This is a genomic window from Lysinibacillus sp. NPDC097287 (genome assembly GCF_044761695.1).
Classification (GTDB): domain Bacteria; phylum Bacillota; class Bacilli; order Bacillales_A; family Planococcaceae; genus Lysinibacillus.
Genome location: NZ_JBIWCX010000009.1, coordinates 49,746 through 69,595, shown reverse-complemented (window position 1 = coordinate 69,595; position 19,850 = coordinate 49,746). Strand labels below are relative to the sequence as shown.

Annotated in this window: 18 protein-coding genes; 7 read left to right on the top strand and 11 right to left on the bottom strand. The window is 36.1% G+C overall.

What is annotated here, in order from left to right; translation table 11 throughout:
- Positions 1-234 precede the first annotated feature (234 nt).
- A complete protein-coding gene (locus ACIQ2D_RS13860; protein ID WP_402864948.1) occupies positions 235-660 on the top strand; it encodes a HEAT repeat domain-containing protein in 426 nt (141 codons plus the stop codon).
- Positions 661-1,019: 359 nt separating this feature from the next.
- Here the strand turns inward: ACIQ2D_RS13860 and ACIQ2D_RS13855 are convergent, their stop codons facing one another.
- From ACIQ2D_RS13855 to ACIQ2D_RS13835, 5 genes are all read right to left on the bottom strand, one after another.
- Positions 1,020-2,705: a methyl-accepting chemotaxis protein gene (locus ACIQ2D_RS13855; protein WP_402864946.1), complete on the bottom strand. Its 1,686-nt coding sequence runs from the start codon at positions 2,703-2,705 to the stop codon at positions 1,020-1,022.
- A gap of 458 nt (positions 2,706-3,163) precedes the next feature.
- Complete coding sequence (locus ACIQ2D_RS13850; RefSeq protein ID WP_402864944.1) at positions 3,164-3,601, bottom strand: hypothetical protein; 438 nt, start codon at positions 3,599-3,601, stop codon at positions 3,164-3,166.
- Between the two features lie 134 nt (positions 3,602-3,735).
- Positions 3,736-5,292, bottom strand: a complete 1,557-nt coding sequence (locus ACIQ2D_RS13845; protein WP_402864943.1) for a YndJ family protein — start codon at positions 5,290-5,292, stop codon at positions 3,736-3,738.
- A complete protein-coding gene (locus tag ACIQ2D_RS13840) occupies positions 5,261-5,872 on the bottom strand; it encodes a DUF4166 domain-containing protein (protein WP_402864941.1) in 612 nt (203 codons plus the stop codon). The genes ACIQ2D_RS13845 and ACIQ2D_RS13840 overlap by 32 nt, the downstream gene beginning before the upstream one ends.
- Positions 5,869-6,783 carry a DoxX-like family protein gene (locus ACIQ2D_RS13835; protein WP_402864939.1) on the bottom strand — a complete coding sequence of 305 codons (915 nt, stop codon included), beginning with the start codon at positions 6,781-6,783 and terminating at the stop codon, positions 5,869-5,871. The genes ACIQ2D_RS13840 and ACIQ2D_RS13835 overlap by 4 nt, the downstream gene beginning before the upstream one ends.
- A gap of 245 nt (positions 6,784-7,028) precedes the next feature.
- Between ACIQ2D_RS13835 and ACIQ2D_RS13830 the strand changes: the two genes are divergently transcribed.
- The 4 genes from ACIQ2D_RS13830 to ACIQ2D_RS13815 all read left to right on the top strand — a co-directional run bounded on the left by ACIQ2D_RS13830 (position 7,029) and on the right by ACIQ2D_RS13815 (position 11,550).
- Complete coding sequence (locus ACIQ2D_RS13830) at positions 7,029-7,577, top strand: hypothetical protein (protein ID WP_402864937.1); 549 nt, start codon at positions 7,029-7,031, stop codon at positions 7,575-7,577.
- A 100-nt stretch (positions 7,578-7,677) separates the two neighbouring features.
- On the top strand, positions 7,678-8,262 hold the full coding sequence (locus tag ACIQ2D_RS13825; RefSeq protein ID WP_402864935.1) for a sigma-70 family RNA polymerase sigma factor: 585 nt from the start codon (positions 7,678-7,680) through the stop codon (positions 8,260-8,262).
- Between the two features lie 52 nt (positions 8,263-8,314).
- Positions 8,315-9,043, top strand: coding sequence for an ABC transporter ATP-binding protein (locus tag ACIQ2D_RS13820; protein ID WP_402865112.1), 729 nt, complete (start codon positions 8,315-8,317; stop codon positions 9,041-9,043).
- Complete coding sequence (locus ACIQ2D_RS13815) at positions 9,043-11,550, top strand: ABC transporter permease (RefSeq protein WP_402864933.1); 2,508 nt, start codon at positions 9,043-9,045, stop codon at positions 11,548-11,550. The genes ACIQ2D_RS13820 and ACIQ2D_RS13815 overlap by 1 nt, the downstream gene beginning before the upstream one ends.
- A gap of 174 nt (positions 11,551-11,724) precedes the next feature.
- On the opposite strand, the gene ACIQ2D_RS13810 is transcribed toward ACIQ2D_RS13815, so the two are convergent.
- Together ACIQ2D_RS13810 and ACIQ2D_RS13805 are read right to left on the bottom strand one after the other, a co-directional pair.
- Positions 11,725-12,249, bottom strand: a complete 525-nt coding sequence (locus tag ACIQ2D_RS13810; RefSeq protein ID WP_402864931.1) for a tubby C-terminal domain-like protein — start codon at positions 12,247-12,249, stop codon at positions 11,725-11,727.
- 128 nt (positions 12,250-12,377) lie between these two features.
- Positions 12,378-13,100, bottom strand: a complete 723-nt coding sequence (locus ACIQ2D_RS13805; RefSeq protein ID WP_402864929.1) for a FadR/GntR family transcriptional regulator — start codon at positions 13,098-13,100, stop codon at positions 12,378-12,380.
- 140 nt (positions 13,101-13,240) lie between these two features.
- Here ACIQ2D_RS13805 and ACIQ2D_RS13800 point away from each other — a divergent pair, with 140 nt between their 5' ends.
- On the top strand, positions 13,241-15,055 hold the full coding sequence (locus ACIQ2D_RS13800; protein WP_402864927.1) for an L-lactate permease: 1,815 nt from the start codon (positions 13,241-13,243) through the stop codon (positions 15,053-15,055).
- 53 nt (positions 15,056-15,108) lie between these two features.
- Here the strand turns inward: ACIQ2D_RS13800 and ACIQ2D_RS13795 are convergent, their stop codons facing one another.
- Both ACIQ2D_RS13795 and ACIQ2D_RS13790 read right to left on the bottom strand, forming a co-directional pair.
- Complete coding sequence (locus tag ACIQ2D_RS13795; RefSeq protein ID WP_402864925.1) at positions 15,109-15,288, bottom strand: hypothetical protein; 180 nt, start codon at positions 15,286-15,288, stop codon at positions 15,109-15,111.
- Positions 15,289-15,373: 85 nt separating this feature from the next.
- A complete protein-coding gene (locus ACIQ2D_RS13790; RefSeq protein WP_402864923.1) occupies positions 15,374-16,216 on the bottom strand; it encodes a polysaccharide deacetylase family protein in 843 nt (280 codons plus the stop codon).
- A 290-nt stretch (positions 16,217-16,506) separates the two neighbouring features.
- Between ACIQ2D_RS13790 and ACIQ2D_RS13785 the strand changes: the two genes are divergently transcribed.
- Positions 16,507-17,217, top strand: a complete 711-nt coding sequence (locus ACIQ2D_RS13785) for an N-acetylmuramoyl-L-alanine amidase family protein (RefSeq protein WP_402864921.1) — start codon at positions 16,507-16,509, stop codon at positions 17,215-17,217.
- A gap of 72 nt (positions 17,218-17,289) precedes the next feature.
- Here ACIQ2D_RS13785 and ACIQ2D_RS13780 read toward each other — a convergent pair whose 3' ends face one another.
- Both ACIQ2D_RS13780 and ACIQ2D_RS13775 read right to left on the bottom strand, forming a co-directional pair.
- Positions 17,290-19,122 carry a sensor histidine kinase gene (locus ACIQ2D_RS13780; protein ID WP_402864919.1) on the bottom strand — a complete coding sequence of 611 codons (1,833 nt, stop codon included), beginning with the start codon at positions 19,120-19,122 and terminating at the stop codon, positions 17,290-17,292.
- The gene (locus ACIQ2D_RS13775) at positions 19,119-19,799 is read right to left on the bottom strand and encodes a response regulator transcription factor (protein WP_402864917.1); all 681 of its coding nucleotides are present in this window, start codon (positions 19,797-19,799) and stop codon (positions 19,119-19,121) included. Before ACIQ2D_RS13775 ends, ACIQ2D_RS13780 begins: the two co-directional genes overlap by 4 nt.
- Positions 19,800-19,850: the final 51 nt, after the last annotated feature.

Below are 19,850 nucleotides of genomic sequence, written 5' to 3'. Positions count from 1 at the left end.
GCTAAGGAATTTACTCCTTGCGCTCTTTAATTTGGAATTATAACATTTGAGAATTGGTCATTATTTGTGTGAATATATCATCATTCCAATCTCCACTTTATTTTTCCTTCCAAAGAAACGTCGTTAATTATTGCATTCTCGGGTAATTTCTATATAATGAGCAATGAAGAAGAGACAAATTCCACAGACATTTCGTCGAAGTAATCATCTCCATCGCAACTAAGGAGTGTTCATATGAAATTTAAAACTGAGTTACCAGAAAACTATGCAGACTTAAAAAAAGCTGCCAATTACACATCTAGCTGGCGTGATCGTTTAGATGCTGTACAAGCGCTAAGCAGCTACAAGCATGAAAAAGTAATTGATTTACTACAAAATCGCGTTAAAGCAGATACTGTCTTCACTGTACAACAAGCTGCTTTCGAAGCACTAAATGCATTTGGCGAAGATGTTAAACCACCTGTTCGTCGTAAATTCGAACTAATTAAAGGTGCTGATAAAGTGTTTATCCGCGTCAAGAAAAGCTTACCTGCTGATCACACAATCTCAGATTTCGCTGAAAAGCTTAAACGTATGCGTCTTGATGTGTATGATGCCTATGAAGGCCACCATGGCGAGAACTTCCTTTCTTGGCTAGAAACAAAATGGCAATCAATTTAATTTCCAACACAAAAAACGCGTTACGAAAAATACTCATTTTTCGTAACGCGTTTTTAGTTTTCTATTAATAATTATTTTTTCCGTTCTCATATCATAATCCCAAGGAGAGCGCTGAGGAAAATGATACAACCTATTAGTAAGTAAGGATTGATTAGCGTAGTTTTTTCTGCACCTGCTGATGAATGCTCATCTTTAGATGTAGGATTTTTTCTTTCCCTAGGTACTTCGGCTGTATCTTGTTTTTCATGTATTTGTAAGTATATCTCAATTTTCCATTAGGCTAAAGAACAAATTACAGTTCGTCTACTTACCTTTATAAAAGACTACAAAGCAATTAACGCATTGTAGTCTTCAATCTTTTACAATTTAAATTTACGCACAGTCTCGTTTAAGCCCTCAGCCATTACTGCTAAATTAACGGCACTACTTGTAATTTCATCCATTGAGCTGGACGCTTGCTGTACCGTAGCAGAAGTTTCCTGAATACCTGAGGCTGACTGCTCTGTAACAGCTGCGATTTCATCAACTGATTTGTTAATTGTCATTGTATTTTGCACAACATCCTCTAACTTTTCTGACATATCTACGATACGACTTGACATAGAGTAAACTGCTTCGGCAATATGTGTAAATGTCTTACTTGTAGAAGCAATTTGTGTTGTACCTTTCTCCACTTCTCCGTATCCATTTTCTAAAGATGTTGTCACAATTACAGAGTCTTTTTGGATTTTTTGTACAATGCTCGTAATATCACCAACAGATACAGAAACTTGCTCAGCTAATTTACGCACCTCATCTGCAACGACTGCAAATCCTTTGCCATGTTCACCCGCACGCGCCGCTTCAATGGCTGCATTGAGAGCCAACAAATTCGTTTGATCAGCAATATTATGAATGACTGACACCAAAGTTGAAATTTCTTGTGTTTGTTTACTCAACTCGTCTACTTTTACTACCGCATCTTTGACAATCGTATCAATGATCATCATTTGCTTTGTCGACGCTTCCATTAGACCTCTGCCTTCTTCGGTTAAATTCATCACTTCATGTGAATATTGATTGACATCTTTACTACTAGTATTTACGTCTGTTACTTTTGTTGTGAAATCGGTCACCGTAGTCGCAACATCCGATGCATTACTTGCTTGTATCTCTGTACCATTCGCAATTTCTGTTACTGTAACCACAATTTGGTCAGTACCGGCTTTCACTTCTGTTGCAGACTGCATAAGTTCCTCACTATGTGAAGCAACATCATTGGACACCGTTTGAATATGCTTTAACAAGTGGTGCATGGTTTCAGACATGCTGTTTGTGGCTTCTGTCAGTTGTCCGATTTCATCTCTACCCTTTGTTGCCAAAGTAGGCTCGCTTAAGTCACCTTTAGCAATATGTTGCATACGATTGGTAACAGCTATAATTGGTTTTGAAATAACTTTAGCACTCGTTAATGCGATAATTATAGAGAAAAGGACAATAGCAACGCCAACTGCTATCCCCGTAATTTGCGTACTCTTTCCAGTAGCTATTAAAGCATCTCCAGCCACATCAATGGATTGTTTTTGCTGTTTTACTAAGCCTTCATAGCCTTCCCTAACTTCAGTTGCTTTTGCATCCATCGCAGCTAAATTTTGGACAGCTAATAATTTATTTCCTTGATCGTATACCTCAAATACTTCTTTTTTTACGTAGTTACTCCAATCTGTGGCCATTTTGGAATACCTGTTGAACTCTTCTGATTCAGTAATTGATAAACGTATTTTTTCACTATCTAGCGCACGTTCTACATTTTGGGAATAGATCTCTTTATACTTTGCATCGCCAGATAAAACATAGCCCCTTGCTGCAGCAATGCGTAACGCAATTGTTGATGCTAGCTCGTTATCGGCCATAAGTAACTGTAATTCTTCATTAATCATTTGATCAGTTTTTTTGTTACTTTGAGTCGTAGCATACATGTTATACCCAAGATATAGGATAATCACGGCAACAATAATACTAAAAGCAAAAAAAATTCTTGCACTAATTGACTTAAAATTAAACACTTCATCTCTCCTCACTTTTTCTAGAGTGCATGCAAATACTAAAATAAATGTTTGAAATTTCTATTCTTTTTTACTTGTTATCATTTTGACGTTTCTCAATATAGCACCAAATAAAACCTGGGTTAATTTTCACAACATTTGTAATTTACCATTTCCATCTTAATTTTAGGGGAAATTAAAAGTTTAACTTCATATAAGTAAATAAATACAAGACTTCATTGTTTTTTACAGCAAATATTTGATTTTCACGCTTTTATAGTACTCGTGTATAAATAACTTACCTTTAATGAGTATAGGTCTTTTATCATTCAAGAAATTCGATCCATCTCATATACCCCATTTGTTGTGAACGCAAAAGAATCACTAGCTCATGAGCTAGTGATTCTTTTATTGATGCCATTTTACAATTCAAATTTACAATAAGATCGCGAAAAATACGATAATAAGTCTTTTTAAAGCTAATCCCAACAATTAAACATTACATCGCCAATCTTCTCACTGCGAAAATGGGACACAAATTCCCATTCTCTATCGGATAAGTTATGGAACTGCTTATCCTTCTCAAGTGATGTATTTAATACGTCCGCTTCTAAACATTTACGCATTGGAAAATATTTATGCAAATATGTTTTGGTTGTAAATACAAATGCCAAGTTATCCTCACCTGTGGCAAATGCAATATAAGGCGTTAGTCGATGATGAAGAATGATTAACTGCTCATCTTCAAGTTGAATAGTTGCACTCATATAGACATTATTAGGGTCATCAACGAATTCTAAAGCCTTTGCACGTGGCTCACTCGTCACAAGATGATAAACCATTGACTGAAATGACCGCAAGTCCTGTTGTAGTAAATGCTGCGCATCCAATCCAGTTATCCCTTTCGTTAATCGCATCTAATCACTCCTTTATCTATTCGCTATTACTTCTTTTCGTTACCAAACAATTATATCTCTGCCAAATCAGCTATTTCATTGAAATGCAAAAATAACTTATCGAGATATAGTGATGATCTATGAGGGTGGGTACATTACACAACTCGCTTAATATTATAGTCAATTCGTAGAAATGGCAGTCCAAAAATACGCATTTTGTGAATTGCTGATAATGATGTCTCACTTTTGACGGTAAGCGTAAAATGCTCATGCAATGGCAGTTTGAATACAAAATGACGAGTTGCTAAATAAGTACCAGTATCTCCTTCGTGCGCACTCGTCAAATGCAACTTGCCATCTTCTTCATATAAATACAAAATTCCTATCATCGTTGAAAAAGGAAGTGGTAGTGCAATATTCATATACGTCGTTTGTGCGGTTGTATGTTGCGAATAAATTGCCACGAAGGTCGTTTGCTGACCAATTTTTCGAATCCATGCACGCGGAGCCTTTCGTCCATCTAATTGTTCATCTACCTTCACAATATTACCTACCATCTCTATTAGCTTTCTCGAAAGTGGTAAATTCAATTGCTGCATCCAGCGACTTAGTCCTTGGTATATAAAAGCAAAGGGCTTAAACCAGGTGTGCCATTGCACTGAAGCAGAAAGTGAATACTCATTTGTATTTTCATAGAAATGCGATATCACCTGTGGCAGTTTCACTGTATCTAAATAATCACTTAATTCATCAACCAGACCAGAATGTTCTACTCTGGTTTCAGCTAATTTCCCACGGATTTTACTTACCGGAAATGTATAAGGCTGTTGCGTAGACTTTGGAACCGCTATCGCCCAAGCCATAACACCAAAACCCCCAAATAATACACAGTTAAAGAAGCCATGGAATTTCAACATATCAGGAATACCAACGATTGATGTTCCTATAAAGTTACCAAATGCATATAATAGTGACCATAAAATTGTTACACAAACTGCACCATAAGAAATGCGTAATAGTAACCCCTGCATGCGAGGTAATTTAGTTTTTATCGACAAAATAAACAAACTATAAATTGCAAAAATGTATAGCACAACCGATACGACTTCTATGATCGTTGAAAAAGTAATACCAATTGCTACGAGCATAGGCCCTACCAATAAAATAACGACCGAAGCAGTGTACCACTTGCTTTGATGAACTCGTCCAAATAGTCCGCTTGATACGGCTAACAAAAATGCAGAATAATGAAAGTGGATGCCGGTTAACCACGTAATAATTGGTGTGAAACCGGTATCAATATTCGCTATAGACGCGAAAAACCACAATCCCCCAACAAATATATAAATAAGACCGACATCAATGGCAATTTCAGCGATATTCGTAAAGCCTCGGTGTAAAAACCGCTTCACTCCTAGTAGCGCAACAAATGCTGTGTAGAGTACATACACAAACGCTAGCGTAATGGCTATTCCGCCATCCGGCCACCAATGTAACACCGAAACAGCTAGCATCATGATTACTAGGATGGCATCCCCTACCTTATTTAAGGAAACAACCATCTTCAACATTGCTGGCACGAAGACAAGCTGAGCAACTGTAAGTATTAACAGATAGTCCGGTTGTGTGCTAAGGAAGTAACAAATCACTGTGAGCATCATGCCTAAAAGCAACACAGGACTACATAGATTGTTGCGTAAATTCGCCAGCATACATCATCAACCTCCCTAACAATGGATTATGGATTGACACATGAATGGTAAATACTTGTCGTACATCATCAAAACCTTCTTCTACTATGACACGCCCTTCTAAAACTTTAGGTATAGGTAACTCCATTTTCGATAATACAAAACGCTGTACACCAGAACGAATAAGCAATTTCCCCTCTTTCGTCACAGTGAAATGCAAATCCGAATAGAAAAGAGACGGTGCGCCTAAATAATCCTTAACTACCTTTTGCACAGGATCAATCGTCATTCTCGCATCAAAATGCCTTGTTTTCTGCGTAAAGTGAAAGCTTCGTTCCCATAACACTTCAAGCTCTCCATTCGGCAAAACTTTGCATGTATTGCGAATCGTAAATGGTACATTTTCACCTGATTCAGGGAATAAAAAATTCGTCCGTGCCGCTACCGTATAAAATGGACGCAACCACGTAGCACCTGATTCAATCTTTTGCATCACACCCGTTGCGTAAAATGGCTTTTCTATGGGTAAGGCGTAACGTTGCTGTAACATGGGATGAAGTCGCTTAAAATCCTCGCCTAATAGTGTTTGATAAATTGTCAACGTCGCTCACCTTTCTTTCGAATACAACTTTTTGCACTCGGTAAGTCTTTACTTAGGACGAAACCAACAATCGCAAGTACCCATAAGGCAGCATTGAATGTTACTGGATTGAACGGCGCTGTAGATATACTCGTATCAATAAATACTGTACTAATTGTCAGCATCGGAAACAGCAATATTTGTAAACCAAAAAGCAGCCGTTTTCCACGAGGGTACAACCAACATAGGGCAAAGGTTATTTCGAGCACCCCTACCCAGAACACCGCCTTTGTTGCGGTACTCGTATGAAGCCCACTCAACTCCGCTAACATCGACACCTCAACTGGATGCTGCAGTAAAACTTTCGGTACAAGCCCTTGATAAAACCAAGTAAAGCAGAATAGTACACGGATAAACATTGTTAAAAAGAAGCGGCGATATTGAGACAGTGGGTTTTCTCCTTTTTCAAGCCATCTCTTTAATACATCAAAACTAAGAGCAGTTGCCCACCCCATCGCCGGTTGAAATACAATATCAAGTAAAGCTCCTAGTTTTCCATAACGCACCTCATAGTCATACTGCGTTAAAAACGTCAGCCCTTTATCATGTGGAATGTACTGCCAAAATCCTTTCCCTTCCGCAATAGGTGATATTTTTTGTGCGGTCCCGAAATGAAGCGAAGACGTTTTCGTGCCATTTTCTTTATGATGCGTGCCCTTACTTTCACCCCAGCCACTCACCTTTAGGCCAGGCATTACCTTTGTTTCATATGTAAATTGTTGCGGGTCTTCGAGCGACTTCTTTTCAATATATGTAATTGATGTAAAACGCAAATCCCACTGCTCATGCAACTTTGGATTTTGCGTATACGCCCAAGCATCATCGATCGGTGCTTGTATATCAATTTCTACATAAATGGGTTTCTTCTTCAAAAAATCCCCTCCTAACTGATGAACGATTTCCCTCTTCCATCACTTACTTCCCTATTTTATTCACCACTAACACACTATTGTGAAATACCTTTCAATTCTATATTACATGACATATTAAATTACACCATCACTAGTTATTTTATAACCTTGCTAACCACACGGAATCATTCATTAGATATTATTTAATTGGATAATTTTAATGTGGTTGGGAAAAATACTTCCAAATATATTTGGAGGTATTCAATATGAACAAAACGATTTCTCTTTTCTTGGTTATTTTTTGCTTGTTGTTCTTGACGGTCTATGCAATGGCTAACGATGAGCCGCGCCCTTTTGAAGAAATATACACTAAAATTGGCTATAAAACCGTGGAAGCAGCAGCGGATGATTTTGAACAACACTTTCAACAAAAACTAATACTCCCACTTCGTGTACCACCAATAAGCTTTACACATCATTTTGGTAGGTTAAATGATTTGGATGGAGAAAACAACGACTCATTTGAAGTGAAGTTCATTAGTGATCAATTTTCCGAACATCATTATAAAATTGATATTCGACCTATTAAATATAAAGTTTCTATAAAGAAGGAAGATATCTTAGGCACATTTACATTAAAAAATGGTACTACATCTACCTATATGACGTTTTCCGATTTTAATGCACTTGCATTTGAGAATGATGATTGGCAATATATGTTATGTATTAATAAACAGGTTTCAGATAAGGTATCCCCTGAAATCTTGGTCGACATCGCTAACTCTATGGATTATTCAACTGAACAAAAAAAATAGGATACAGATGGTTTGGATCTAATTAGTCATCCAAACCTCTTTTTCTATTAAAATAAAAAAATTAAAAAACTTGAATCGAAATGGTCGATTGCAGAGTCTAATGGTCGGATGGGAGGCGTTTTTCATTACAACTAAACAAATCACTCTTGTTGAGTTAGCTAAAAATGGGGATGAAGATGCATTTTATCAGCTCATCGAACAAGAGCAGCATAAATTGTATCGCATGGCTTATGTCTATGTGCAAAACGAAAATGATGCAGTTGAAGTGTTTCAGCAGACGATCATACGCGCGTATGAAGGTTTACCTCAATTAAAAGAGCCACACTTTTTCTCTACCTGGCTTACTCGAATTATTATTAACTGCTGTAAAACATACATAGCGAAAAGAAAAGTTGTCCATCTTGTAGAACCCCACACGCTCGAAGATGTCAACAGTACATCACCTTCTTATATCGAAGAAGAACTAGATTTATGGCAGGCACTTTGCCAGTTAGAAGAAAAATACAAGACCGTGCTATTATTACGTTTTTATCAAGATTACTCCGTCAAGCAAATTTCTACAATTTTGCAATGTCCAGAAGGTACGGTAAAGACACATATTCGCAGGGGCTTACAAACGTTACGACAACAATTAAAGGGGGCATATGTAGATGAATGGGTTCAATCCGCTGAAAGAAGTCATTGACGCGATTCCAATTCCAGAAAGGCGACTTACAGAAGTACTGCGTGTGGAGGGTATGTCAAAAGTATTCCAGCAAAAAAATCATACAGTGAATGCTTTGAAAAATATTCACTGTACAATTTATCAAGGTGAAATGGTTGCTATTATGGGAACGAGTGGTTCTGGGAAGAGTACCCTACTTAATATGATTAGTGCCATTGATGAGCCAACGGAAGGCGCACTATTTTTATTTGGAAAAAGAGCGCATGACGTTTATAAGGAACCGAATGCTTCGAAATTCAGAAAAGAAAATATCGGCTTTGTGTTTCAATCATTCCATCTGCTAAAAGATCTTTCCGTTGAAGACAATATTGCTCTACCGCTAATTTTAAATGATTTGCCAAGTAAAGAGATTAAAGTACGTGTACAGCAAATTATGGAGCAATTAAACATTGCTGCTTGGCGTAAGCATCGGCCAAATGAACTCTCTGGTGGACAACAACAACGTGTTGCTATTGCTCGAGCCATCATTGCCAATCCCCCTATTTTACTGGCAGATGAGCCAACTGGCGCACTCGACGTCAATACAACGGATGATATTTTGCAATTATTAGTCCAGTTACAAAAAAATATGAATCAAACGATATTACTCGTAACCCACGACCCATATGTTGCTACCTATGCAAATCGTGTATTGTTCTTCCATGATGGAGCGATTGTCGACTCCTATCAAAATAATCATACAGCCGAGGATTTAGATTGTATATTAACCAAGTTCAAGTTAATTACTAGGGGTGATTACTAATGTTTTCAATGCGTACCATTGCACTCAAGCTCTTTCGTGCAGCATGGACAAATGTCCTCACCAGTATTAGCATTATTACCATTTCGATTTGCTTAGTGATGACTATGAGTGTATACATTTGGAATGCTAATACGCAAATGAAGGAAGAGATTCAAGCGCTATTTGGGGAAATGGATTTAATGGTCGGCTACAATCCAGAGCAAAACAAGCTACTGACGAATGAGCAAATCGAGAATTTCAAGTCTTTAGCAGGTGTTACCCAAGTTTCAAGTGTCTCACTTACGCATACAATTGTTGAAAATGAGGTAAACACTACATTTTATACAGCCGGTGTAGAAAACGATGACCTTGTGAAAAGCCGCTATCATTTTTCCGTTAATCTAGCACCAACCGACGTCGTGATCACTGAAAATGTCGCACGCCTATTCAATAAAGAAGTCGGAGATACACTGCAAATAACGTTCAATAAATCCCTCGGCGATTCGATTGAAGCGGATATAGGTGAATTTATCATACAGGAAATTCTCCCACCTATTAAAGGCACCGAAAGCCCAAATTTCATTCTTCTGCAAAATGATGTGTTGAAAACGTGGATGGATTATAGTAATGAGCAAACAGCAGGTATGTATACGCTTATTACAACAGAGAAGAATGTCGCGACTTCTGTTGGCATGGAAATTAAACAATTAGATGAAACAATACGTGTGGATGTGGCGAGTGAATATGATTTCTATAAAAGAAATTTACAAGCATTAATGATTTTTATGATTGTCCTTTCTGTGTTCATTTTACTGATTTCAAGTGTCTTATTGATGTCAACATTCCAGTTATTATTCTACAAGATTAAAGAACAACTTATGGTGTTGCGAGCACTTGGCGCCACAAATAAACAAGTAAGTCGTATCGTACAATTACAATTATCACTCATTGTTAGTTTTGGCGTGCTACTTGGTACGTCAGTCAGTTTAGTGGTCATTAAATTATGGCTGCCACACCTTATTAGCATGATGAAATTGCCTAGTGCTAAAACTGAACTTCCATTTGTATTCGTTATCATCATTGCGGCTGTCAGTTTTATACTGCTACAACTCATTACCCAATGGCAAGTACAAAAAAGCTCTCGACTTTTGCCATTACAAATCGCAAGCGATAATGAAAACTTAAGCCTACAATGGGCTAAATGGAAAACTGTTGCTGTGAGTGGCGTCTCTGTTATAGCTCTATTAATATTTTTGAATGCCCTAGCAGTGGATGATGGAAGTGGACAAAATGCACTGATGATTCTCATCGGTACACTCCTTACTTGCGGCGTGTTACTTTACCTGATGCCGTATCTGTTTTCTACAATACTAAATATTTCACTAAAACCAATTCGTAAAGCTTTCGGTAAAGAGGCATTTCTTTCATGCCAGCAACTGATGCCACAAGTACGTAAAAATATGCCGATTGTGCTTAGTATTATTGGGTTAATGATTATTTTAATATTCGGTAGTTCTTTATTTAAAACTGGACAACATGGCCAAAATGATTATTTAAATGCTCAATATGAAACATCTATTAAAATTACAAATGAATTAAATGACCCTACAATTACACTACAATTAATAGAAGAAATTGAAACTTTACCAAGCGTTTCCTATGCGTACGCAAAAAGCAACTACCCTATGTTAGAACTGGACATTAACAATAGTTGGTACGGCAATAATTATGAAGCTATAGATGTCGAAAAATACGTAGAGTTAGGTAAGATAGATACTGTTAACGGTAGTTTAGAAAATGGGCTAATCATCACTGAACGCTTTGCAAAGGAACATCACTTATCTATTGGGGATACGTTAAAGGCTGGTACATATGATGTACCCCTTCAACAAACGCTACCAATTGGTGAAGTACAAATTATTGGCATCTCTCCTAATCATTATTTTAATATTGATTTTTATGTAGATTGGTCGTCTTTCCTAGTAACTTTAGATTCACCTTTTATATCTGATATTATGGTTGAAGCTGAGGATACAGAGCTGGCTTTGGCGGAGCTTGCTTACTTAGAAGAACGATGGCCTGCGCTAAAAATTAGCGATAAAGCGACAATTATTGAACAGAATAATGAAGCGACCTTCCAACGTTGGAGTCTATTTGTTGGTGTATTTGTCATTTTAATTGCTGCTACTTGTCTAGGCGTTTTACAAACACTACTTCACTCGGTTTACGCAAAACGAGGTGATTATGCGATTCAACGATTGATTGGGCTTTCGCCAAATGGTTTAATGAAACTCATTTTGACGCAAGTATTATCATTTGTACTTTATGGACTGACTGTAGGTACTTTCCTTGGGCTCCTTTTAACAAGAATGCTTGGCTTTATTGACGATGGTGCAACAATATTCTATGATTTCTTCACCTTAGGCATCACTAGTATGATCTTTTTAATCGCAACACTCGTTGTTTTCGCATTACAAGGTTACTGGATTAGCCGTAAAAACCTAGCAAATGAAATCGTCGATATGTAATATTCACTTAGACCCTCGAATGTTGAGGGTCTATTTTTGTTATCGGTCATGTTTTGAGATTTATCGCCTATCTCGCAGGGTTTATCGCCCAACTTTTTATATTTATTGCCCACATTTCCGAATTTATCGACATCCAACAAAAAAAGCATCCCCTAATAGAGAGATGCTCTGATTTTATGCCCCTACAAATAACACGGCTTGTCCAATCGCAATGAAAAATGATTCCTGTTGAATGGGACTTGTGTCCTCAATTTGTAGTTCAATGTCAAAATGGGACTCACGGAAAACCGCCTTCCAGCGGGCAATTGGCTGCTCATCTATTTTAAAAACTGACCAATCTTCCATTTCCTTATTCAACATAATTTTACGCTCACCATCCATAATAATGAGATCAGGAATCATAATTTTCCAGCCATCATAGGCAATCATATAATCTTTCCCCGTTACTAAATCTTTTCCTTTAAAATGTACACGACCACGACGAGACACCTTTTTACACGTAAAAAGTGGTCGTCCATCTATAGACGTTGCATCATAACGTACAAAATAACGATAATCCATTGAACGATCGAATACCTTTTTCAACGCATTTGAGTAAACACGTTGAACAATGGACGACACCTTGCCTTCCTCATTTAAAACCTCTACTTTTTCCGTTGATTCAATAGCTGCTGGTTGCTTGTATGTAAAAGTTTTCAATCATTTCGCTCCTTCAAGTACAGTTGTTTCTATTCTAACAAAATAAGTTCTCCCTTTTCCACGTAAACGCTGGCATCATCATAAAAAAACACTATGGATACTTTTATCCATAGTGCTAGTTCAAAGGTTCAATCAATTTCCTCTTTCATATGCTTTGCCAATACATCTTCTACAAATAGCAAATGTGACTTCATTGCCTGCTCAGCTGCAGCTACATCTTGTGCTTCAATTTGACGATAAATTAATTGGTGTTGTTCATTTAATTGAGCTAAGGTTTGCTTCTCATCGTATAAACAAATTCGTCGTGTCTCACGCATAGCCTCTGTCATTAAATCAGATACATGTTGCATTAATGTACTTAGTAGTACATTGTCCGCTGCTTTTGCAATAGCTAAATGAAAAGCTAAGTCTTCACGCTCCCCTAACTCTGAGTTTTCAGTATGAGCTATCATCTTTTCTAAATGCAGTCGCATCTCATCCAAATCTTCCATTGTTCGTTTTTTGGCAGCATTTGCGACTATAGCCGCTTCTAAAATTAATCGAACTTCTAATAATTCTTCAATATTTTTTTTCGTCATTAGCATAGCATTTTGAATTGGATAAGTTAGATTTTCTGGAGTAAATGTTTTAACAAATGTCCCCTCACCTTGTCGCATTTCAATTAAGCCCATTGCACGTAAAGACGTGAGTGCTTCACGTATTGCAGAACGGCCAACTTGGAAATTATTCGCCAATTCTTGAACAGAATCTAGTTGATCACCTGGCTTTAGCTGACCACTTTTAATCATTTCTAATATAATATCTGCAACTTCTTCATATATCTTTTTGCGGGTTATTTTTTTATAGTTCAATTTTCTATGCACCTCATTTCTATTATACCAAATATTAATAGTTTTTTATAATTTTATTGATAATTCAGAATTCATCATTATATAATAAATACAGGTCATCAGACGACCTAATCATCTAATGATTAAAAGGGGGAGAAAATGTGAATTTATGGATTTTATCAATTATTGCACTGCTGCCAATCCTGTCTATATTTTTCTTTTTAGTTATTCTTAACTGGCCGGCAAGTCGGGCTATGCTGATCACATTGGTGTTCACGTCATTAATTGCTATATTCGTTTGGGGGACGGATGGCAATGTTGTCGCAGGGGCTGCATTTAGTGGGCTTATTTCTGCACTCGAAGTAGTATTTATTATTTTTGGAGCCGTATTACTGTTAAACACAGTCAAGCATAGTGGGGCCATTCATACGATTCGTAATGGCTTTACGAAGATTTCACCAGATCGTCGAGTACAAGCCATATTAATCGCTTGGTTATTCGGATCATTTATTGAAGGTGCTTCAGGTTTTGGTACACCTGCTGTTGTAGCTGCACCATTATTAGTGGCAATTGGCTTTCCAGCAATGGCTGCAGTTGTTGTAGCGCTCATCATCCAAAGTACACCAGTATCGTTTGGAGCTGTTGGTACGCCGGTTATTGTTGGTGTTAACACTGGAATATCTGGCCAAAGTTCTGTTATGGAAGGGCTTACTTCCATGGGTATGGAATATAGTGAATACATTTTATTCATCACGAGTAAAGTAGTTTTATTCCACGGGATTGTTGGTACACTTATTCCAATTTTTTTATCTTGTTTATTAACTAGATTCTTCGGTGAAAATAAATCATTCCGTGAAGGTTTGGGTATTTGGAAATTCGCTTTATTTGCTGCATTCTCATTTACAATTCCTTATTATTTTATCGGGGTCTTTTTAGGACCAGAATTCCCATCATTATTAGGTGGACTTGTAGCATTGTGTATCGTTATTCCAGTTGTAAGTAAAGGTTACTTTATGCCTCCCAAAGAGAAAATTTTTGATTTCCCGGCAAGAGAAAACTGGGCGCCAGATTGGATTGGCAAATTGAATAACCAAGCAGTGCCTGCAGAGGATAGTAAACGTTCATTCTCGATCGTCGTAGCTTGGATTCCATATGTATTATTAGCGCTGTTTTTAATTGCATCACGTACGATTGATTCACTTGGCGCGTTCTTAAAAGGATTTGCAATTAAATTTGAAAATATGTTCGATTCTGGCATTACGGTAACTACAACACCCTTATTTTTACCGGGAACCTTATTTATCCTTGCCGCATTATTAACAATCTTAATTCATCGTATGAGAATAAAAGACTTTATGGCAGGTGTAAAAGATTCTGCACAGACAGCTATTTCAGCCGGTGTTGCATTAGTACTCGCAGTACCGATGATTAAAATTTTCTTAAATACAGTTTTAGCAGAAGATCGGGTGGCAGAAACAGCCACAACATTAGTAGGACAAAATATGCCACTTGTATTAGCTGAATCCGTTTCAATGATAGTCGGAGATTTCTGGCCAATTGTAGCACCCGCAATTGGCGCACTTGGAGCTTTCATAGCAGGCAGTAATACCTTTAGTAATATGATGTTCTCTTTATTCCAATTTGGAACAGCTCAAAATATTGGCCTCTCTATGGAGCAATCTGGAATGGTAATTGCACTTCAAGCAGTTGGTGGTGCGGCAGGTAATATTGTTTGTGTACACAATATTGTAGCTGCTTCTGCAACAGTTGGCCTAATCGGTAAAGAAGGTCTGATTATCCGTACCGTCTGGTTGCCTTTTGTATATTACGTACTTGCAGCGGGATTACTTGGAATGGCGGTCATTCATGGTTTCCTAAATATTTGGTTATTACTGTATGCTGCTGTAGTTATTTTCTTCATATGGTTCCTTCAACGCAAAGTCGATAAACCACTTTACAAAGCAACAACAAACTAAATATCTACTATCAAAAAATAAGCACCACGGAAGTTTAACCGTAGTGCTTATTCTTATTCATTTAGTGTTGCAGGATTAGTTTTGTTTTGAGGCTTTTCTTTGTTTTCATTAGTATTTTGTTTTTTCGCTTGATTATTTTTTCCAATCACACCTAAATCATCGGCACTAATGTCGAATCCGAATCCAAATTCTTCTCGATCTAATCCTTTTTTGTTTCGATTATCTTTAGACAAAATAATCACCTCCACTAAATAAATTGTCCATTTTGGTATGATTTATACTTCACTGTAAAACATAGCACTTATCACATACCTATTTTCACAATCGTTGATCTTTGTGAAAATTTAAAGGGAAATGGACAAAATCATTATAAACGCCAAACTTATAACCTTTTTCCTTATAAAACGAAATAATCTCTGGTAGCACTTGTAGAGTTTGGTGTTTTTCATGCATGAGTACTACTTCAATATCTCTTACGGTTGCATTTTTTATATTTTCTACAATTTGATAAGGGTTATTTTTAAATTTCCAGTCGAGAGAATCAATTGTCCAATCCCATACTTTCATATTCGCTTGTGCAATTTGATTACGAAGTTGTTCATTGTTTAAGCCTGGAACTGAACCATATGGTGCTCTAACTAATTTAGGGTTAGTACCTGTAATCTCATGAATTAAAGCTAGTGTTTCATTCATTTCTTGTACAAATTGACCGTCCGTGTATAGACGTTTACTATTGTGTGTCATACTATGTGCGCCTACATAATGCCCTTCACTCGTAGCTCGCTTGACATTTTCATGAAAATTCTTATTCTGTAAATGAACGCCTTGCATGAAAAAAGTTGCTTTTACATCATGTTCTTTTAATATATCTAAAAATTGCCCTGTTAATTGACTAGGCCCATCATCAAATGTTAGGTAAACTACTTTTCCTAAAGGTTTGCTCATAGGTGTATTCTCTATTTTAGGCTCTTCTTTAATGATTTCACTTTCTTGTTTTGGTGCCATTTGTTTACTTTGTTCTTCTGTAATAATTTTGACAGGTGGTGTATAAAATTTCTCTTTTAGATTGGACATTAGAATAATAGTAATTAGAACTATTCCTATCAATATTAGTCCTTTTATTATCCAACTTTTCTTCATTGTTTTTCGTGATGTTTTCATATAGTTCAACCTCTCCTTTATAAGGGTCAGTTTAATAGAGCAATATAAAGATAAAATGCAGATTGTGTCGAGTTAATTTAAAGAATATAGCGGACTCCGTTCTTTAACTTTTCATTTGTAATGTGCGCGAAAACCTTACTCTCTCAATGGTTCAACTAGCTATGTTTTCACATATAGCACGATCAGGAAGGAGTTTTATTTCATATTCATCTTGTCTTCACTTTATCTTTACTTAGGTATCTTAATATAGGTTCATCAGTTGAACAAAATAGATTAGGAGAGTACAAAAAATGAAGAAAAATAGTTGGAGATACCTTTTAGCATCTCTTATTTGCGCGATCTTTGTTTGTCTAATATATAATGCCGAAAATAAAGATACTAAGACAATTGAAATTGACAATAATACAGTAGAAAGTAATACCATCGAATTATTAAAAGGGAAAACCATAATGATTGATCCTGGACACGGCGGAGTTGATATTGGCACAACTGGTCTAACCTATGGAACAATTGAAAAAGAATTGAATCTTACAGTAGCACAAAATATTAAACAGGAGCTTGAAGAAAGAACAGCCGCAACAGTCATTCTAACTCGTGATAAAGATATAGATTTGGGCCATAATCAAAAAGAGGCTTTACACAGAAGAATTGAAATTTCAAATAATGTTTCACCTGACCTGTATCTAAGTGTTCATCACGATGCTTTTACTGATCCTAGTGTTAACGGAATAACTACTCATTACAGTTCACAGCAAAAAAAAAGCAAAAAATTAGCTAAACTCCTGCATTCATCTATATTTAAGCAAAATATTAATGCTAAAAATCGTGGAATTAGAGATAGTGATTATTATGTTTTAAAGAACAATTCCGCTCCTGCAGTATTATTAGAGTTGGGCTTTACTTCAAATAAGGAAGATGAAATTCGAATGGTATCTAAAGATTTTCAAAACAAAACTGCCATATCAATCGTTGATGGGATTATTGAATTTTTTGCAACATGAAATCATGGAACGCCATAAAAAAGAACAGCTCATACAAATGGTTTCTTAAACCGTTCGTATGAGCTGTTTTACTTACTCTTTTATTTGCAAATAAAAATAGAACTGTACGCCATTGTCTGTATTACAAACACCATATTCTACTCCATGTAGCATTAAAATATTTTTGGAAATCGCCAGTCCTAAGCCAGTTCCTCCGCCTGACCTTTGTCTAGAAGCATCAATCCGATAAAAGCGATCCCAAACTTTCTCTAAATGCTCTTCTTCAATATGTGCACCTTTATTCTCCACACTTATTTTCACCAGTTTCCCCTTCACCTCTGTCGCCATTATTATTCTTTCTTGTGAAGGCGAATATCGAATAGCATTCGTCAAAAAATTCGTCAGAACCTGTTCGATACGGCGTTGGTTGGCTACTACTTCTATCGGTGATAAATGAGTCTCAACTTGCAATTGTTTTTGTTGTATGTCAGGCATTAATTTTTCACAAATTTCTTCCATTAGTATGTGAATATAAAATGAATCCATTTGCATTTTATACGTACCCGATTCATACTTTGCTAATTCCAGCATATCGATAATCATTAAATCCATTTTATCGACTTCTTTTTCCAATGCATCGAAATAATACTCTTTCTTATGGTTTGCTACATTCCCTCTCAATATCGTTATACAGCTTTTCATAATACTTAAAGGCGTTTTTAATTCATGTGAAACACCAGAGATGAATTCTTTCCGCGTATTTTCTAGCTTTTTTTCTTTTTCAATGTCTTGCTGTAACTGCTCAATATACATACTCAACCTATTCGACAGTAAGTTGATATTCCTTGATAAGTCTCCAATTTCATCATTTGAATGAACCGCAATTGTCTCAGAGAAGTCTAAATTCGCTATTTTCTCCGTTGTTCGATTAATCCTTAATAATGGCCTCGCAATTTTTACCGAATAATAAAAGGATGCCAGCAATATCAATATAGAAACAAAAGCAACAATGTATATATAATATTCTTCAATCATTTGCACAGCTTCATCCACAGGCTGTAATGAAGTCATTGAAAAAATATATGATTTCGTTCCATCGGACTGTTTGATTGGCTTTATTAAAATATTGTATTTAATATCGTTTTGCTCATAATTAACCAGTTGGGTAGTGTCATCATCATAATCAACTTCATCTAGTAATAACTTACTTTGAAAATCATTAATTTGTTCTAAAAATAATGAATTAGAATAAATAACATTGGATAAATCATTACTTTCTGGAAAATGGACATTAATGATTTGCCCACCAATACTAGCAAAATTTAATTTTTTTGTAGTTAGTTCCTTTGCTTTTAACAGGATGTCTAAGTCTCCAATTTTTTCAGAGAGCATTTCATTTTTGAATGTTAAAGGATCTATCCTACTATTCGGTATTTCATTATTGAATACTCCTTCTACCAAAATCTCAATTGGAGTTAATTGCGCCCCTGTCAACATGCCAATTACATATACATTACTATTCTCCACTAATGATTCTGATAGCTGAGCTGATTTAACTTCATCAATCATATATAAAGGAATTTTAATTGTTTTCATATTATATACTTTTTGGTAATATTCATTTAAATTAACTTCCATAAAAAAATCATTTTCGTGTTTTAAAAGACCATTCTGATCTAATATTGTAACCCATGCATTATTATCTTCAGCAAAATCTCTTTCAAGCTGCTGAATTTTAGATATGTCATTACTATTTTTTCGATACTCTTTTTCAAATACAGTTAAATTTGATTCTAAATCCTCCACTTTTTTATTCACATAGAATTGTTTGAAGAATATGGTTTGCCCTACAAAAATCGTAGCCAAAATTAGTACACAAAGCATTGTAGTGAGTAAAAACAACTTAAGAACAATTCCTCTTTTCATCGTATATCCTCAAATTTATATCCTGTTCGCACAATTGTTTTGATGCATGTGGAATGGTCCCCTAATTTATTTCGCAAGTTTCTCATATGACTATTAATCGTTCGATCATCCCCGATATGTTCATAACCCCATACTTTTGTGATGAGCTGCTCCCTTGTGATAACAATCCCTTTATTCTCCATTAAATATAGTAGTATTTCATATTCTGTATGCGTTAGTGCAATCTCTTTTTTATTTACTTGGACAGTCCTAGAGGGCATATGAATTTGAATACCACCACTTTCAAGATAGTCACCTACCATTTCATTTTTCGGTTCTCGTTGACGTAATAATCTTTTGGCACGTGCTAATAAAACGAGTGGATTGTATGGTTTTGTCACATAATCATCTGCACCTAATTCAAAGCCTAATAACGTATCATCTTCATCAGTACGAGCTGTCAACATAATAATCGGGACATTTGAAGATTTTCTAATTCGGCGACATAATGACCACCCATCTAATTTTGGTAGCATAATATCTAATATGATTAAGCTAAGCTCATTTTCTTGAAACACTTTAAGTGCCTCTTCTCCATCTATAGCTTCCAAAACTGAATAACCTGCATTCAGAAAATAATCTTTAAGAATTTCTCTTAAAATATCCTCATCTTCTACAATTAATATTGGACCTGTCATTTTTATCTCCTGCTTAATTTATTTCATGTAATAACTTTATTCTAGCCAAAT

Excerpts from the sequence above, each read along its gene's own strand:
- ACIQ2D_RS13860 (WP_402864948.1), top strand. The coding sequence starts at position 235 with ATGAAATTTAAAACTGAGTTACCAGAAAACTATGCAGACTTAAAAAAA.
- ACIQ2D_RS13850 (WP_402864944.1), bottom strand. The coding sequence starts at position 3,601 with ATGCGATTAACGAAAGGGATAACTGGATTGGATGCGCAGCATTTACTA.
- ACIQ2D_RS13845 (WP_402864943.1), bottom strand. The coding sequence starts at position 5,292 with ATGCTGGCGAATTTACGCAACAATCTATGTAGTCCTGTGTTGCTTTTA.
- ACIQ2D_RS13830 (WP_402864937.1), top strand. The coding sequence starts at position 7,029 with ATGAACAAAACGATTTCTCTTTTCTTGGTTATTTTTTGCTTGTTGTTC.
- ACIQ2D_RS13825 (WP_402864935.1), top strand. The coding sequence starts at position 7,678 with ATGGTCGGATGGGAGGCGTTTTTCATTACAACTAAACAAATCACTCTT.
- ACIQ2D_RS13820 (WP_402865112.1), top strand. The coding sequence starts at position 8,315 with ATGTCAAAAGTATTCCAGCAAAAAAATCATACAGTGAATGCTTTGAAA.
- ACIQ2D_RS13815 (WP_402864933.1), top strand. The coding sequence starts at position 9,043 with ATGTTTTCAATGCGTACCATTGCACTCAAGCTCTTTCGTGCAGCATGG.
- ACIQ2D_RS13790 (WP_402864923.1), bottom strand. The coding sequence starts at position 16,216 with ATGAAAACATCACGAAAAACAATGAAGAAAAGTTGGATAATAAAAGGA.
- ACIQ2D_RS13785 (WP_402864921.1), top strand. The coding sequence starts at position 16,507 with ATGAAGAAAAATAGTTGGAGATACCTTTTAGCATCTCTTATTTGCGCG.
- ACIQ2D_RS13780 (WP_402864919.1), bottom strand. The coding sequence starts at position 19,122 with ATGAAAAGAGGAATTGTTCTTAAGTTGTTTTTACTCACTACAATGCTT.
- ACIQ2D_RS13775 (WP_402864917.1), bottom strand. The coding sequence starts at position 19,799 with ATGACAGGTCCAATATTAATTGTAGAAGATGAGGATATTTTAAGAGAA.